The sequence below is a fragment of the Herbaspirillum rhizosphaerae genome, from assembly GCF_046025915.1.
GTDB lineage: Bacteria > Pseudomonadota > Gammaproteobacteria > Burkholderiales > Burkholderiaceae_D > Herbaspirillum > Herbaspirillum rhizosphaerae_A.
The window spans coordinates 118,782-134,696 of record NZ_JAQQFR010000003.1; the positions used below are offsets into that span (position 1 = coordinate 118,782).

General features: G+C 55.3%; 14 protein-coding genes. 12 read left to right on the forward strand and 2 right to left on the reverse strand.

The features are described from left to right. Positions 1-13 precede the first annotated feature (13 nt). The 5 genes from PQR63_RS05435 (at position 14) to PQR63_RS05455 (ending at position 8,014) form a co-directional block, all read left to right on the forward strand. Entirely contained in the window at positions 14-1,171 is a 1,158-nt protein-coding gene (locus PQR63_RS05435) for an NAD(P)/FAD-dependent oxidoreductase (protein ID WP_408166774.1), read from the forward strand. 234 nt (positions 1,172-1,405) lie between these two features. Further along, positions 1,406-2,947 carry a methyl-accepting chemotaxis protein gene (locus PQR63_RS05440; protein WP_408166321.1) on the forward strand — a complete coding sequence of 514 codons (1,542 nt, stop codon included), beginning with the start codon at positions 1,406-1,408 and terminating at the stop codon, positions 2,945-2,947. Positions 2,948-3,447: 500 nt separating this feature from the next. Continuing rightward, the gene (locus tag PQR63_RS05445; RefSeq protein ID WP_408166323.1) at positions 3,448-5,094 is read left to right on the forward strand and encodes a methyl-accepting chemotaxis protein; all 1,647 of its coding nucleotides are present in this window, start codon (positions 3,448-3,450) and stop codon (positions 5,092-5,094) included. A 1,047-nt stretch (positions 5,095-6,141) separates the two neighbouring features. After that, the gene (locus tag PQR63_RS05450) at positions 6,142-6,576 is read left to right on the forward strand and encodes a MarR family winged helix-turn-helix transcriptional regulator (RefSeq protein WP_408166325.1); all 435 of its coding nucleotides are present in this window, start codon (positions 6,142-6,144) and stop codon (positions 6,574-6,576) included. A 139-nt stretch (positions 6,577-6,715) separates the two neighbouring features. Then, complete coding sequence (locus PQR63_RS05455; protein ID WP_408166327.1) at positions 6,716-8,014, forward strand: MFS transporter; 1,299 nt, start codon at positions 6,716-6,718, stop codon at positions 8,012-8,014. A 77-nt stretch (positions 8,015-8,091) separates the two neighbouring features. On the opposite strand, the gene PQR63_RS05460 is transcribed toward PQR63_RS05455, so the two are convergent. Both PQR63_RS05460 and dkgB read right to left on the reverse strand, forming a co-directional pair. Then, positions 8,092-9,123, reverse strand: coding sequence for an alpha/beta hydrolase (locus tag PQR63_RS05460; protein WP_408166329.1), 1,032 nt, complete (start codon positions 9,121-9,123; stop codon positions 8,092-8,094). Between the two features lie 373 nt (positions 9,124-9,496). Continuing rightward, positions 9,497-10,300 (reverse strand): 2,5-didehydrogluconate reductase DkgB, encoded by an 804-nt coding sequence (dkgB, locus tag PQR63_RS05465; RefSeq protein ID WP_408166331.1) that lies wholly within the window; start codon positions 10,298-10,300, stop codon positions 9,497-9,499. Positions 10,301-10,660: 360 nt separating this feature from the next. On the opposite strand from dkgB, the gene PQR63_RS05470 reads away from it, so the two are divergent. The 7 genes from PQR63_RS05470 (at position 10,661) to PQR63_RS05500 (ending at position 15,902) form a co-directional block, all read left to right on the forward strand. Further along, the gene (locus tag PQR63_RS05470; RefSeq protein ID WP_408166333.1) at positions 10,661-11,314 is read left to right on the forward strand and encodes a hydrolase; all 654 of its coding nucleotides are present in this window, start codon (positions 10,661-10,663) and stop codon (positions 11,312-11,314) included. Between the two features lie 103 nt (positions 11,315-11,417). Continuing rightward, positions 11,418-13,277, forward strand: a complete 1,860-nt coding sequence (locus PQR63_RS05475) for an amidohydrolase (protein ID WP_408166335.1) — start codon at positions 11,418-11,420, stop codon at positions 13,275-13,277. 16 nt (positions 13,278-13,293) lie between these two features. Beyond that, positions 13,294-13,491, forward strand: coding sequence for a DUF1427 family protein (locus tag PQR63_RS05480; RefSeq protein ID WP_408166337.1), 198 nt, complete (start codon positions 13,294-13,296; stop codon positions 13,489-13,491). Further along, complete coding sequence (locus PQR63_RS05485; RefSeq protein ID WP_408166338.1) at positions 13,488-13,655, forward strand: XapX domain-containing protein; 168 nt, start codon at positions 13,488-13,490, stop codon at positions 13,653-13,655. The genes PQR63_RS05480 and PQR63_RS05485 overlap by 4 nt, the downstream gene beginning before the upstream one ends. A 49-nt stretch (positions 13,656-13,704) precedes the next feature. Continuing rightward, positions 13,705-14,172, forward strand: coding sequence for a DoxX family protein (locus PQR63_RS05490; RefSeq protein ID WP_408166340.1), 468 nt, complete (start codon positions 13,705-13,707; stop codon positions 14,170-14,172). A gap of 1 nt (position 14,173) precedes the next feature. Continuing rightward, the gene (locus tag PQR63_RS05495) at positions 14,174-14,893 is read left to right on the forward strand and encodes a YoaK family protein (RefSeq protein WP_408166342.1); all 720 of its coding nucleotides are present in this window, start codon (positions 14,174-14,176) and stop codon (positions 14,891-14,893) included. 85 nt (positions 14,894-14,978) lie between these two features. Further along, the gene (locus tag PQR63_RS05500) at positions 14,979-15,902 is read left to right on the forward strand and encodes a rhodanese-like domain-containing protein (RefSeq protein ID WP_408166344.1); all 924 of its coding nucleotides are present in this window, start codon (positions 14,979-14,981) and stop codon (positions 15,900-15,902) included. Positions 15,903-15,915 lie beyond the last annotated feature (13 nt).

A 15,915-nucleotide genomic window follows, 5' to 3' on the forward strand; every position in this document is an offset into this window, starting at 1 on the left:
GATATTAATTACTATGCAAAATCACCATTCATCGTCTTCTGCTGCCGAGACATCAGTAGATTTTCTGATCGTCGGTGCCGGTATTGCCGGTGCCTCGATTGCGTACTGGCTGGCGCCGCATGGCCGTGTCATCCTGCTGGAGCGGGAATCTCAGCCCGGGTATCACAGCACCGGACGGTCTGCTGCGGCCTATATGGAAAGTTACGGCCCACCGCAGGTAAGGGCGTTAACCTGTGCCAGCCGTGCATTTTTCGACCATCCACCAGTGGGATTCTCTGAACATCCGCTGCTGACGCCACGCGGCGCAATGTTTATCGCGCGACCCGATCAACTGGCGCAACTTGATGCCCATGAAGCGCTGGTACGTTCGGTATCGGACAAGGTGCAGCGGCTGAGCGCCGATGAGGCATGCCTGCTCGTTCCGGTCTTACGTCGCGAAGAGATCGGTGGCGCCGTATATGAAGCAGATGCCTCGGACATCGACGTTCACAGTTTGCACCAAGGCTTCCTGCGCGGCGCGCGGAACTCTGGTGCATGTGTAGTCTGCGACGCCGATGTGCAGGGGCTTGCCTACACAGAAGGTCGTTGGCAGGTGTCGACATCGCAAGAAAATTTCTATGCACCGGTAGTGATCAATGCTGCCGGGGCATGGGCTGACGTCATCGGGAAAATGGCGGGTGCCTTGCCGATCGGGTTAGTGCCAAAACGCCGCTCGGCATTTACTTTCGCTGTAGACAGCGCGTACCGCAGCGATGCATGGCCAATGTTCATGAGCGTCGATGAGTCGTTCTATATCAAGCCCGACGCTGGTTTGTTACTGGGCTCTCCAGCCAATGCGGATCCGGTCGAGCCACACGACGTACAGGCGGAGGAACTGGATATTGCGATCGCCATCGACCACATCCAGGCCGCTACCACGCTTTCTATCCGCCGACCCTCGCACGTCTGGGCAGGTTTGCGCTCTTTCGTCGAGGATGGCAGTTTTGTCGGTGGGTTCGATGACCGGCTGCCAGGTTTTTTCTGGGCGGCAGGGCAAGGCGGGTACGGTATCCAGTCCGCTCCCGCCGCTGGCGAAGCCTATGCGGCATTAGCCCGGGGCTTGCCTGTACCAGCGCATATTGCAACATTCGGTGTCAAGGTTGAGGCATTGAGTTGCATTCGTCTTCGCTGAGTTGACAAAGTGGCAGGTGCTTTGCCGATACGGCAAATATCCGTTCGCAATATTGATATGGTGAGCATGCGTAGACACTTCTAGAATCCAGCGTGATGCTGGAGTGCCTCTATCGTGACAGTCGGTGCCAGGCAGATAATCACCGGATTTTCCGGGGCATGCTGGGGAAGCATGTCAAATATTTCATAGAACTGCAGACCGCTGCACGCAACGGTCTTAATGACGGTACACCTCATGTTGAAAAATATAAAAATTGGTCCGCGCTTAGGGGGCGGTTTCGCAGTCGTATTGATCTTTTCGATTCTGGTTGCTGGTATCGGTGTTTTGCGACTGAAAGCCGTGACGGAAGAGACTCGCTCCATGATGGACGAGCCGTTGCGCTCGGAGCGTCTGGTCTCCGAATGGAACACGCTGTTACTTAACGCCATTCAACGTACGACGTCGGTGGTTAAAAGCAAAGACCCTGAGTTGGACGCTTTTTTGTCAAAGGAAGCCGCCCAGTCCAGCAAGGCCTCTGCCGAGACCTTGGCGCAAGTAGAGAAACTGCTTTCGACGGACGAAGAGCGTCAGCTGTTCAAGAACATCAATGACTATCGCAAGAGGTTTCTGATCGTCAGGGACAGTATTTACAAGCTGAAGAAGGAGGGCAAGACAGATGAGATATCAGGTATTTTCGAGTCTGAATATCTTCCCGTCGCAAAAGGGACTCAAGACGCAATGCGCAAGCTACTCGACTTCGAGCGCGGCAGGATAGACACAATTGCGCAACATGTTGAAAATACGGCTGAAAACAGTCAAAAACTGATCCTCATTCTGGAAGGTGTCATTCTCCTCGCCGGCATCTTCTTCGCCATCGTGCTGACAAAGAGCATTACGCGCCCGATCGACATGGCATTGGCAATTTCCAAGCAAGTTTCTTCCGGCGACCTGACTTCGGAGGCGAAGGTTACTCGCAAGGACGAAGTCGGAGAACTCGTCATGTCGCTGCAGAGGATGAGCGAACAACTGCACGTGATTGTTTCAAACGTGCGCAATGGCGCAGACAGTATTGCCATCGCCTCGGGCGAGATTGCATCTGGAAACCTCGATCTTTCTTCCCGTACGGAAGAGCAGGCTGGTGCGCTTGAAGAAACTGCCGCATCCATCGAGCAATTGACGGCAAGCGTTGGCAAGAACGCCGAAAATTCTAGTAAGGCGCAGCAACTTGTGGCGTCTGCCGCCGAAGTTGTCGGCGAAGGCGGCGATGTCATGGCCCAATTGATTCAAACGATGAATACGATCAACGATTCTTCCCGCAAGATCGTCGACATTATCAGCGTCATCGACAGCATTGCGTTTCAGACCAATATCCTTGCACTCAATGCAGCGGTAGAAGCGGCCCGTGCGGGCGAGCAGGGTAGAGGGTTTGCTGTCGTGGCATCCGAAGTCCGCGGCCTGGCTCAGCGTTCCGCCACTGCCGCAAAGGAAATCAAGATACTCATCAATGAGTCGGTAGACAAAGTCGCCTCTGGCAGCAGGCTGGTGGAGCAGGCCGGCGCTACCATGAGCAAAGTGGTGGGAAGTGTGCAGAGCGCTAATACCCTTGTCAGGGAGATCAATTCAGCCAGCCAGCAACAAGCCGCCGGTATCAAGGAAGTCAATCAGGCGATTGTACAGATGGACGGTGTGACACAACAAAATGCAGCGCTGGTTGAAGAGGCAGCAGCAGCAGCACATTCGCTGGAAGACCAGGCTAGGAATCTTAAGCAACTTGTCACGATTTTCAAATTAAAGTGAGTAACGCGCCGACTGCAAGCACAAATGAAGGCTGATATCAGCTCAAATGTTTGCATAGAGTTGCGTAGATTGAAGAATCAATAAGATGAAGTTTAGCGAGTTTATCCGTTTCTACTATGTATACCGTCGCTGTGGGAATTCGATGTACATATCGATTCAACTGGCACGACGTCGTATCTTTGGTGGAATTGTCTAAAGTGCTGCGAGGCCCCTTATCTGCTCGGCTGCTCGGCTGCTCTACGGCGACGTGACTACCGACGAATGATATCGAATGATGCGATGTCGATTATTCTGATCCGTTACTCGATATGTTAATTGGAATTGTGTCCCTTCGATGTGAAGGCACATTCAGGTGCGACCAAATCTCAATCCGCAAACTAAACGAAAAATTATCTCAATCCCAAATATTGGTAAGCCGCTATTCAGTAGTTTCACGCGAGGTTGTTGGCTCTATCTATTTCTGAAACATCCTAACGTAACGTATCGTCGAGGAGAGGGAAATGAAAAATATGAAAGTGTCCACCAGGCTGAGCATTGGCTTTTCAGTCGTGTTGGTAGCCCTGATTGTAGTAGCAATATTTGGCATCTCTGGAATGTCGAGCCTCCGAGATAAGCTGAACGAAATTACCTACGTCAACAATGCCGAAGCAAAATTGGCGAACCAAATGGCAACAAGTGTGCAAACTCGCGCTCTTGTCGTAAGGAATTTGGCACTATTCACAGATCAGGAGCTTATTAAAAATGAGTTGGCTCGCCTGAAACCGCTTGAAAAAAAATATGCTGATTCCTATCAGGAACTAGGCAGGCTTTTTACGCAGGAGTCAGGAACCACGCAGAGAGAGCGCGAACTATTTGCCGCGCTAAAAGCTGATGAAGCAGCAGTAACCCCTCTTATTGAAAAGGCCGCAGCGCTAGGTGCGAGTAACAATGTTGAGTCGATCGCGTCGCTTCTTGTTCAAGAAATCCGCCCTAAACAAACGATTTGGCTGAATCGTCTTGCAGAACTGGTTGCCTTTGAGGATCAGCTCAATGACGAGGCAGCAGCTGAGGCTGACGTAACATATCAGCGATTGCGCAGAACAACTTTCATCGTTTCAGGGATCGCGCTTCTTTTGGGAATCCTTACTGCATTTTTAATCGTCAGAAGTATATTGAAACAATTGGGTGGCGAGCCTAGCCAGGCGCAATATATTGCAAGCGAGATTTCACAAGGTAATCTGGCTGTCGCTCTGGATTTAAATGCAGCCAGTCCTAGTAGTTTGATGGTCTCGTTGGAAAAAATGCGTAGCCAGTTAAATAGCGTAGTGATCGGTATCCAGCACTCTGCTGAGTCAATAGCAACAGCTGCCGGCGAAATCGCACAAGGAAACCTCGACTTATCCCGGCGCACAGAAGAACAGGCTGCGTCGCTGGAGGAAACCGCGTCAAGCATGGAGGAAATTACATCGGCTGTTGAGCAAAACACGAACAACGCAAAGCAAGGGAGCACACTGGCGAATGCGGCCTCTACCAATGCGTTAAAGGGTGGAAAAGTTGTGGAGGGCGTCGTGAAGACGATGTCTGATATTTCGGAAAGCTCTCGCAAAGTTACAGAGATTATTGCTTCGGTGGAGGCGATTGCTTTTCAAACCAACATTCTTGCACTCAACGCAGCCGTAGAAGCAGCGCGCGCGGGAGAAGAAGGCAGAGGCTTTGCGGTCGTTGCCAGCGAAGTTCGTACGTTGGCACAGCGCAGCGCAATTGCGGCAAAAGAAATTAAGGACCTCATCGGCGCCTCAGTTCAGCATGTTAACGCGGGGTCGCAACTTGTCTCGGACGCCGGCAAGACGATGTCAGAAGTCGTTCAGTCCGTACAAAACGTTACGGATATCATGAGTGAGATCGCGGCAGCCTCGAGCGAACAACATACCGGTATCGCCCAGATCAATATCGCCATAACTCAAATGGATGAAGTAACTCAGCAGAATGCTGCGCTAGTCGAGCAAGCAACAGCCGCAGCACAAGCAATGGCAGATCAGGCCGACCGTCTCCGCGCCTCCGTGTCTATTTTTAAAGTGGAGGAATCAGTCGGTTCCGTAACTGCACACCCTGCGGCAATAAGGAATGTCACTTCAACATCTACGCCAGTTAAAAGAATCGCTGCGTAACAGGAGAAATAGGGGAAATATCATGCGTGCCGTCCACAGCGCTGCACCGCCGATGCGATCTTCTTTAACTTGACGTCGATCCATCCCACAGTGTCTTCAAAGAGCGTTGTGGAAAGCTCCACTGAACCTGCACGTGCTTTGGTATTTGGCTCACTCCATCTCAAAAAAACCTCATGATCGATTCGCTCGAAATTCAAAAACTCAAGTTGCAACTGACGATATACAACACAGCTCTGCATGCAATCTACTCAGCGCTATCTCCAACTCAGCGCGATATCGCCCTGACCATATTTCGAACAACAACAGAAAATGCACGGGCGACTCTTCAGAAGGAGGGATCCGCTCAGGACGCCATCAATTTATATACCGAACTCTGTACTTCGACCGAAAATGGGATGCGAGGGCATAGATTTCCTTGAATGGCAGCTCGGTCGGTAATCGTTTTGTTCCTTTGCAGGCAGAATTGCTCTCTTCCAATTGATCCACTTTCCGTTGTCGGCCGAACGCGGCAACGCGATCATAAGAACGCATGCATTTGCTTGAGGCTGCGTTTTTGCTTGCGAGATTTGGTGGATTCAGTTTTCAGCGCTGTGGACAGTTTGAATGCGGGCACATCCAACGCACTGGCTGAACGCCGGTCAGCGTAGGCTGGCGCTATAGTTTCAGAGCGCAGGGTGCGTCTACGGTATTCCTGGAGATTGCCAAGTCGCTTGGAAATCGCCCTCAGCGATATCTGGTCATGCAGGTGCCGGCGCCGAATAATCCCTGCTAACGCCACGTCGATCACTCCAATAACTGGGCCCGTTTTCGATCCAGATCTACATCCGGACGTCAGCATAGGAGCGCACTAGCAGCTCGTTTCATGCTTTCGATTGATGAGTTCGAGGTAGTTTACTCAATTTACGGACAATAACTCACGCTTTTCTAGGCGGCTTGACAGGCATTGATCTGCTCATTAGTATGCATATACATTAATGCATATGCATCGATTTATTCGGCAAGTTTTTAACGCGCTTGTTGAAAGGTCGGTTCGGAAGGTAATTGAGCATGTTTAACCAATGTACTTGCACCCGTTTGCGCCGGCTTACCCGTCGCATTACGTCGATTTATGACCGGCATTTGTTGCCGGACGAGCTGACCATCAGCCAGTACTCGTTGCTGAGCCGCGTGGGCAGGCACGGTTCTATCGCCAATATTCGCCTGGCGGCGGAGATGGGCATGGATCGAAGCACCTTGAGCCGCAACATCAGGCCGCTGATGACCGCCGGGTGGATCGCCACCGTCGACATGCCACCCGACGAACACGTCGACAAGCGCTCGTTCGGCCTGACCTTGAGTACGGCAGGCAAGGCCAAGCTGGAGGCTGCACGCCATAACTGGGTGGAGGCGCAGTTGGAAATCGACGGCTTGCTGGGCGAAGACATGCATGCGGCGCTGTCCGGCATGATCGACGATGCCTATGAGCGATTGCAGGAAGCTTGATCCGGCAGTCTCCGCGAGAACGAACAAGCGATTGGCATCAAGCGAACACCGAACACCCATTGAGCACCATCATTGCCGTCAGCACGTCAGGCACTGATGGTTTTTTATTCTTCTTTTTATCCTTCTCTGATTGAGCGTCATGAATAAAGTCACGCAAGCCATCGCCACGCGCACTTCACATCGGTTCAGTTATGCCTGGGTCGTGGTCGCGGTCATCTTTCTCGTCTTGCTGACCTCGGCCGGGATCCGCGCCACGCCGTCGGTCATGATCCTGCCGCTGGAGCATGAGTTCGGCTGGAATCGTTCCACCATCTCGCTGGCGATTTCTTTCAACATCGCCTTGTACGGTCTGATCGGTCCCTTCGCAGCGGCGGCAATGCAGCGCTTCGGCATTCGTCCGGTGGTGATGGGCGCGCTGGTGCTGCTGTCGGTCGGCACCGCTCTGAGTACGCTGATGCAAATGCCGTGGCACATGGTCATGACCTGGGGCCTGCTGGTCGGCTCTGGCACCGGCGTTGCCGCCAATACGCTGGGTGCGACGATTGTCAGCCGCTGGTTTGAAATGCGCCGCGGTCTGGCGATGGGTTTGCTTACTGCCAGCGCCGCGACCGGGCAGATGGTGTTCTTGCCGCTGATGGCGTCGATGGTGGAGCATTACGGCTGGCGCTCGGTGGCGTTCCTGGTTGCCATCGTGGCTGCTGTCGCTGTGCCATTGGTCGCGCTGTTCCTGCCGGAACGTCCATCCGACGTCGGTCTGCGCCGCTATGGCCAGGCTGCTGATGCGCCTGCCGATGCAGAGGTGAAGCAGCGTAATCCGCTGACGATCGCTTTCGATTCGCTGCGCCAGGCGATGAAGGTGCGCGACTTCTGGCTGCTGTTTTTCAGCTTCTTCGTCTGCGGCATGAGCACCAACGGTTACATCGGCACGCAATTCATCGCCATGTGCAATGACTACGGCATTTCAGAAGTCGGTGGCGCCAGCATCCTGGCGGCGATGGGTATGCTCGATCTGGTCGGCACCACCTTGTCGGGATGGTTGTCGGATCGCTTCAATCCACGCGTGCTGCTGTTCTGGTATTACGGTCTGCGCGGCATCGCGCTGATCTTCCTGCCTTATGCTTTTGGTCTCGACTATTTCGGCCTGACCGTGTTCGCGATCTTCTACGGACTTGACTGGATCGCTACCGTACCGCCGACCGTGCGTCTGGCCAATGATGTGTTCGGTCGTCTGGCAGCACCTATCGTGTTCGGCTGGATCGTCGCCGGTCATCAGCTCGGCGCCGCTGCCGCCACCACGATATCGGGCTTCATGCGTGCCAACCTTGGTGATTACACGGCGTCGTCGATATTGATGGGCGTGGCCTGTCTGATCGGCGCCGTCATGGTGTTGCGCATCAAGGGTGAGCAGCACGGCAAGCCGGTGGCTGTTGCAGCGTAAAGCACCATCTACTAAAAACCGCCCGCATCCTGAAAAGGAGCGGGCGGTTTTTTATTGCCTCAAGGTGAGAGCAGTGTTTACTTCGCCAGTGCCTTGCGCAGGTTGGAAGTCGCCAGATCGATGGCGCTCTTCGCAGCTGGTGTATCGCCCAGCGCATTGAGCATCACAAAGTCATGGATGGTGCCGAGGTAGCGCACTTGTGTCACCGGTACGCCTGCCTTGGCCAGCTTGGCGGCGTAGGCTTCGCCTTCGTCGCGCAGCACATCGTTTTCATCAGTGATGACCAGTGCCGGCGGCAGATCCTTCAGCTGTTCCAGTGTCGCGTTCAGCGGTGCGATATGCGGATCCTTGCGGTTGGCGCCAGCCGGCAGGTAGGCATTCCAGAACCACTTCATTGCTTCCTTGGTCAGCCACGGACCATTGGCGAACTGGTTGTACGAACCGTTTTCAAAATTGGTGTCGGTTACCGGGTAGAACAACACCTGATACTTGATCGCCGGTCCCTTGCGTTCCTTCGCCAGCAGGCTCACGACAGCAGTCATGTTGCCACCCACGCTGTCGCCGGCAATTGCCAGGCGGCTTGCATCGACGTTGAATTCAGCAGCATGCTCGGCGACATATTTGGTCGCGGCATAGTCCTGCTCGATGGCGATCGGATAACGTGCTTCCGGCGAGCGGTCGTAGTCGACAAACACCACGGCGACTTTGGCACCGTCAACGATCTGGCGCACCAGACGATCATGGGTATTGACGTCGCCCATCACCCAGCCTGCGCCGTGGAAATACATCACCACCGGCAGTGTTTCCTTGTTGCCTTGTGGGCGCAGGATACGGATGCGTGTGCTGCCGGTCGGACCGACCGGGATCACACGGTCTTCGATATCGGCGGCTGGTTTTGCGACCTTGCCCGCCTGTGCGCCGGCCAGCAGGTTGCGGGCTTGTTCAGGAGTCAGTGTGTAGATCGGAGGACCGCCGGCTGCGGACAGCACGTCGAGGAAGCCTTGGGTTTGTGGCTCTACCGAAGCGGCAGTCGCGCTTTGCACGGTGAGGGCTGTGGAAGCGGCCAGTGCGACGGCGCTGAGGGCGAGAACTTGTTTGATCGATTTCATGATGTTTCCTTTCAGGGGGGGCGAGGTGGTTTTTAAAATCAAGCAATTAAATTGTGTGCAATGTATTTGGCGCTTCTGTATCTAAAATTCTTCAATGCGTAATGCATGCGCCTTCCTCTTCTTTGGGACCCTTTATCGTTGGCGTCCGGTTCGTTTGGTTAGTGCATGGAATGGATATTAAATTGAGTAAAATTAAATTGCAAGCAATTTAAATAAAAATACAGCACGCGGCATTTTCCGGAAAGCGATGCGAGGCAAACGATAGCGCTGCAATAAGCACAACACCCCGCCGGCATCAGCCATGCAGGCGGGGTGGCATGCCGTTCTGTGCCGTTCTCTTCCCGCAAGACGGAAAGAGAGCGCTGCATTCAGCTCAATCCCACTGCGGCGCAAAGTCAGGATTGGCGAGACGATCATTGCGATCGAGCCGGGAGATGGCATCCATCTCCGCATCTGTCAGGCGGATGTCTTTTGCCGCCAGATTGCTTTCCAGATTGGCGCGCTTGGTCGAGGAGGGGATGGTGGCAAAGCCTTGCTGCAGCGACCATGCCAGAGCGATTTGCGCCGGATTGGCCTGATGCGCCTTGGCGATTTCAACGATCACCGGGTCGGTCATCACCTTGCCATACGCCAGGGGCATATAAGCAGTCAGGTGAATACCCTGGCTGCGCGCGAAATCCACCACCTTGCGGTTTTGCAGGAAAGGGTGGATCTCGATCTGCTGGGTCGCGATTTCCTTGGCGCCGACGGCATCGATGGCCTGCTTCAGATGCGCGATGGTGAAGTTTGATACGCCGATCAGCTTCGTCAGGCCTTGCACCTTGGCTTCGGCCAGCGCTTCCATGTAGGTCGCGACGGCGATGGTGTCGTTCGGCGCGGGCCAGTGGATCAGCGTCAGGTCGACTTGATCCATCTGCAATTTGGAGAGGCTTTCCTTCAGGCTAGTGATGAGTTTGTCTTTGGACAAATTCTCGGTCCAGATCTTGGTAGTGACGAACAGCTCGTTGCGCGCCAGCTTGGCGGCAGCGATGGCTTTGCCGACCTCGGCTTCATTGCCGTAGATCTGGGCGGTGTCGATATGGCGGTAGCCGAGGTCGAGGCCGTTGGTGACCGAATCGATGACTTGTTGTTCCTTCAGGCGAAAGGTGCCGAGACCGAAAGCGGGAATGTTGTTCATGGTTTTCCTTTATGGGGTTGAAGCGCGCACGTGGGCCGGCGCAATGGCGGAGGCGGGGATATGTGATGTTCCTCAGCGCCCCTGCATGGACTGCAGTATGCGGTTAAAGCGCCGTTGCAAAAATAGGTGGAAAGGCAAAACTTTATTGCCTGGTAGGCAAAGATGTCGATGCTGAGTGCTTTGAAATCTATTTTCGAATATTTCGATAATTGATCCTTAATCTTTCCGTTTTTCTTTCGTTTCCTGTTCGCCCATACTTCGCTCCATGGTGAACGACATAGAGAAATACGGGCACCAAGGAACGACAAAATTAAGTAAACACCCTTATCGAATTAATCGACCATACCTCAGGAGAACATCATGGCAATCGCAAAAGCACAACCAGGCAAAACACTGTTGAACCCAACTAACCACACGCTGATCATGATTGACCATCAATCGCAAATGTCGTTTGCGACACATTCGATCGATATGGTCACCCTGCGCAACAACGTTGCTCTGGTCGCCAAGGCCGCCAAAGAATTCAAGGTATCGACAATTTTGACAACCGTTGCCGAGAAATCCTTCTCCGGCCCGATGTTCGACGAAATCAAATCGGTGTTCCCCAATGAAGAAGTGATCGACCGCACCAGCATGAACACTTGGGAAGACCCGCGCATCGCCGACCGCGTCAACGCCATCGGCAAGGACAAGATCGTGCTGGCCGGTCTGTGGACATCGGTATGCATCGTCGGCCCTGCGCTGTCGGCGCTGGATCAGGGTTTTGAAGTGTATGTCATCACCGACGCCAGCGGCGACGTGTCGAATGAAGCCCACCAACGTGCCGTAGAACGCATGATCCAGCTGGGTGCGCGTCCAATGACATCGCTGCAATATCTGCTCGAACTGCAACGCGACTGGGCACGTACCGAGACTTACAACGAGACTGTGGCAACCGCGATTGCCAACGGCGGCGCCTACGGTCTGGGCCTGATCTACGCAAAGACTATGTTCAATGCATCCGAAGGCCATTAATCCTTAGCCGAGCTTCAAGCGGGATCCTGACTCAATAGCGAGCAGGATCCCAACGTTGCAGAAATTCCCTGACAAAACATAACGACTACCTCCAGGAGTGAACATGAGCGCCGACCTGATTCTGCTGAACGGAAAATTCCACACCATCGACAAAGAGCAACCGCTGGCAAGTGCCGTCGCGATCAAGGACGGCAAGTTCCTCGCTGTCGGCGATGCCGAAGCCGTCATGCGCCACCGCAACGGCAAGACCCAAGTGGTCGACCTCAATGGCCGCAGCGTCGTGCCGGGTCTGAACGATTCGCACATCCACCTGATTCGCGGCGGCCTGAACTACAATCTCGAACTGCGCTGGGAAGGCGTGCCATCACTGGCAGACGCACTGCGCATGTTGCGCGAGCAAGCCCTGCGCACACCGCATCCCCAATGGGTGCGCGTGGTCGGTGGCTGGACCGAATTCCAATTTGCCGAACGCCGCATGCCGACGCTCGACGAGATCAACGCTGCAGCACCTGACACCCCGGTTTTCATCCTGCATTTGTATGACCGTGCCTTGCTCAACCGCGCCGCCTTGCGTGCCGTTGGTTACACCAAGGACACACCGAATCCACCGGGCGGCGAAATCCAGCGTGACGCCAGCGGCAATCCGACCGGCATGCTGATCGCTCGTCCGAACGCCATGATCTTGTACGCGACGCTGGCCAAAGGTCCGTCGCTGCCGCTGGACCAGCAAGTCAATTCCACACGCCAGTTCATGCGTGAACTCAATCGTCTCGGCGTCACCAGCGCCATCGACGCCGGCGGTGGTTTTCAGAACTATCCGGAAGACTACGCCATCATCGACCAGCTGGCGCGCGATCAGCAACTGACCGTCCGCATCGCCTACAACCTGTTCACGCAGAACAAGGGTAAGGAGCTGGGAGACTTCGAGCGCTGGACCGACATGATCAAGCCGGGGCAGGGCGACGATTTCTATCGCCACAACGGCGCCGGCGAAATGCTGGTGTTCTCGGCGGCCGACTTTGAAGACTTCCTCGAACCGCGTCCTGAACTGGCCGCCGGCATGGAAGACGAACTCGAAAAAGTGGTGCGCCATCTGGTGTCGAACCGCTGGCCGTTCCGCCTGCATGCGACCTACGACGAATCGATCAGCCGCATGCTTGATGTGTTCGAAAAAGTGAATCGCGACATTCCATTCAACGGCTTGCACTGGATGTTTGACCACGCCGAAACCATTTCGCCGCGCAACATTGAGCGCGTGCGCGAACTCGGCGGCGGTCTGGCGATCCAGCATCGCATGGCCTTCCAGGGCGAATATTTCGTTGATCGTTACGGTAAGGAGGCCGCCAAGGCAACACCACCAGTGGCGCGCATGCTCGACATGGGCGTACCGGTCGGCGCAGGCACCGATGCCACTCGCGTTGCCAGCTATAACCCGTGGACTGCGCTGTATTGGCTGGTATCAGGCAAGACCGTCGGCGGCATGCAACTGGCTGAGGCCGGCTTGCCGCGTGAAACGGCACTCGAACTGTGGACTGCAGGCAGTGCCTGGTTCTCCAACGAGCAAGGCAAGAAGGGCCGCATCAAGGACGGTCAACTGGCTGATCTCGTCGTGTTGTCCTCGGACTTTTTCAGCGTACCGGAAGAAGATATCAAAGCCATCGAATCGGTGATGACAGTAGTCGGCGGCAAGATCGTCTACGGTGCGGCCGAGTTCGATCCGCTGGCGCCGCCACCGATCCCGGTCTTGCCTGACTGGTCGCCGGTGAAGACCGTGCCGGGCCACTATCGTCCGGTGGCAAAGTCGTCAGCCACTCAACAAAAACAATCCGCGATGCCGCATCAATGCGCGGGCGCTTGCAACGTACACGCCCACTCGCATGATGTCGCCCGCCGCTCGTCGGTACCGGCCTCGAACTACTCAGGCTTCTGGGGCGCGCTCGGCTGCAGCTGCTTCGCTTTCTGATCTGGAGATTTTAAAAATGTCGTATTCCAAAGTGATCTGGGGACTGGTGCTCTCCTTTTTAGTCGGCTTTTGCTGCCATCTGGCGCAGATTCCCGTGCCGTCGCCGCCGGTTCTCAGCGGTGCGTTGCTGGTGTTCACGATGAGCAGTGGTTACTGGCTGGTGGATCGTTACCTGGCCTCACGCGTTGCCAAGGGCGTAGAGGTGAAAGCATGAGTGCGCTCTTTACAGGTGCCGTGCTGGGCGCCCTGATCGGTGCGGTCTGCCGCTGGTTCGGTTTGCCATCGCCGACGCCGCCGACACCAGTCGGCGCCTCTCTGGTGGTGGCAATGACGCTGGGCTATGTGGTCGCCGGGTTTGTCCTGGTTGGTCATTTCTAATTTTCAAATTCAATTTCTGATCTTTGATTTCCAACTGAGGAGAATCATCATGCAAACTTATCAAACTGCACCAACCACACAATCAGGGCAAACCGTAAAACAAACCTGGCTGCCGCGCCTGCTGTGGGCGCCGGCACAAGATCTCGGCCTGCTGTTCCTGCGCCTCTCCGGCGCCTTGCTGTTGCTGTATGTACATGGCCTGCCGAAGATCATCAACTTTGCCAACGTGCAGCATATCGACGATCCGCTGCACGTTGGCCGTGCCTTCACGCTCGGTTTTGCGATCTTTGCTGAAGTTCTATGCCCGGTGCTGATCGTGCCAGGCATCCTGACACGTCTGGCGAGTGCTGCCGTGCTGGTCTTGCTGAGCGTGTCGATGTTTTTGGTGCATTCTGACTGGAGCATCGCAGAAGGTCAGTTCGGCTGGTTGCTGATGATCGTCTTCGGCAGCATTGCACTGATGGGCGCCGGTGGTTTTTCTATCGATGCCGCACTGAGCCAAAAAGTCGAGGACTGAGATGCGCATAGTCGGCAATATTCCGCGTGCGACTTGTCAGGGTGTCGCCATGAGCTTCCTGGCAGGGTATGTGGATACGGTGGGTTTTGTTGCCCTGTTCGGACTGTTCACGGCGCACGTTACCGGTAACTTCGTGCTGATCGGCAGTGAGCTGGCGAATCCTTCGCACGGCGTGCTGATCAAGTTTCTGGCGTTTCCAGCCTTCATCGGATCGGTGATCCTGACACGCATGGCGGTGATCTGGCTGGAGCGCAGCGGCAAGCCGGCCTTGCCTTATGTGCTGACGCTGCAACTGCTGTTCTTGCTGGCGTTCATGATCTTGGGGCAGAGCATTGCACCGGTCGGCGTGGCCGATGCGAGAGCCATGACAGCCTTGCTGGCAGGCATGTTTGGCGCGGCGGCGATGGGTGTGCAGAACGCCGCAGCCCGCTTGATTTTGCCGCAATCAGCGCCAACTACGGTCATGACCGGCAACGTCACGCAATTGGTGATCGACGTCGTGGATATCGTGCGGGGTGCAGCAGATCAGAGCGTGCGCCAGCGCTGCGTCAAGTTCTTCTGGCCCATCGTCGCCTTTGGCGTGGGTGCAATCGGCGGCGCGTTCGCTTATCGCTATGCCTTATTTCTAGCCTTGCTGCTGCCTGCAGCGATTCTGGTGGCCATGATCTGGGCGGAATATCCGGGACGAAAGTCGGGAGCGGCAACGTCTTCAACCCTATAATGAGCGCCTGGGCTGAATTCGGGCATCAAAAATAGAGATCTGCAGCTCACCCTGCAGATCGACAGACAAGGGTAGCGGTGCGGCGATGACTTATTTGTATCATCTGATTGAACAGTACGGTCTGATCATCGTATTTCTGAACGTGCTGATTGAACAACTCGGCGCACCTGTCCCTGCCTATCCGACGCTGGTTATCACGGGCGCTTTGGCCTACCGTGGTCAATATCCGATTGTCTTGCTGTTGCTGGTGGCGGTGGTGGCCGCACTGATCGCCGACTATGTCTGGTATCTCGCCGGCCGGCGCTACGGTCGTCGTATCATGTCGACGCTGTGCCGTATTTCCCTCTCCCCCGATTCCTGCGTACGCCAGACTGAATCCATCTATTCGCGCTGGGGCGCGCGTTCGCTGCTGCTGGCGAAGTTCATCCCCGGTTTTGCCTCGATTGCCAGCGCGCTTGCGGGAACGGTCGGCACCTCGCGCGGCAAGTTCATTTTGTATGACGGTATCGGCGCGGCCTTGTGGGCCGGCGTGGCGATTTTCCTCGGCGCCTTGTTCAATACCGCGATTGACGATGTGCTCAATGTGTTGGCCGAGCTGGGTCAGTACGGCATGATTCTGGTGGGGATCGGCTTTGCCGTGTTCGTCGCCAGCAAGTGGTGGCAGCGCCGTCGTTTCCGCAGATCGCTGGAGATGGCGCGCATCTCCGTAGGTGAACTGGATGGCTTGCTCAAGAGCGGTGTGCGGCCGACTATCGTCGACGTACGCTCGCCGGCATCACAACAGGCTGGACGGATTCCCGGTGCGCTGACGATTTCCAATCAGGAGATCCAGACCTTTGCTTTCGATGCGCCGATGGAAGATGAAGTCATCGTCTATTGCGCCTGTCCCAATGAAGCTTCGGCTGCGCTGGTCGCCAAAGCGCTCATGCGGCGCGGTTACAAGCGCGTGCGGCCGTTGACCGGCGGTATCGACGCCTGGGTCGCTGCCGGTTATTCCGTCGAAGCCTAAGCGGCTTCCATTT

Coding starts and splice junctions, on each gene's coding strand:
- PQR63_RS05435 (WP_408166774.1), top strand. CDS start 14: ATGCAAAATCACCATTCATCGTCTTCTGCTGCCGAGACATCAGTAGAT.
- PQR63_RS05440 (WP_408166321.1), top strand. CDS start 1,406: ATGTTGAAAAATATAAAAATTGGTCCGCGCTTAGGGGGCGGTTTCGCA.
- PQR63_RS05445 (WP_408166323.1), top strand. CDS start 3,448: ATGAAAAATATGAAAGTGTCCACCAGGCTGAGCATTGGCTTTTCAGTC.
- PQR63_RS05450 (WP_408166325.1), top strand. CDS start 6,142: ATGTTTAACCAATGTACTTGCACCCGTTTGCGCCGGCTTACCCGTCGC.
- PQR63_RS05455 (WP_408166327.1), top strand. CDS start 6,716: ATGAATAAAGTCACGCAAGCCATCGCCACGCGCACTTCACATCGGTTC.
- PQR63_RS05460 (WP_408166329.1), bottom strand. CDS start 9,123: ATGAAATCGATCAAACAAGTTCTCGCCCTCAGCGCCGTCGCACTGGCC.
- dkgB (WP_408166331.1), bottom strand. CDS start 10,300: ATGAACAACATTCCCGCTTTCGGTCTCGGCACCTTTCGCCTGAAGGAA.
- PQR63_RS05470 (WP_408166333.1), top strand. CDS start 10,661: ATGGCAATCGCAAAAGCACAACCAGGCAAAACACTGTTGAACCCAACT.
- PQR63_RS05475 (WP_408166335.1), top strand. CDS start 11,418: ATGAGCGCCGACCTGATTCTGCTGAACGGAAAATTCCACACCATCGAC.
- PQR63_RS05480 (WP_408166337.1), top strand. CDS start 13,294: ATGTCGTATTCCAAAGTGATCTGGGGACTGGTGCTCTCCTTTTTAGTC.
- PQR63_RS05485 (WP_408166338.1), top strand. CDS start 13,488: ATGAGTGCGCTCTTTACAGGTGCCGTGCTGGGCGCCCTGATCGGTGCG.
- PQR63_RS05490 (WP_408166340.1), top strand. CDS start 13,705: ATGCAAACTTATCAAACTGCACCAACCACACAATCAGGGCAAACCGTA.
- PQR63_RS05495 (WP_408166342.1), top strand. CDS start 14,174: ATGCGCATAGTCGGCAATATTCCGCGTGCGACTTGTCAGGGTGTCGCC.
- PQR63_RS05500 (WP_408166344.1), top strand. CDS start 14,979: ATGACTTATTTGTATCATCTGATTGAACAGTACGGTCTGATCATCGTA.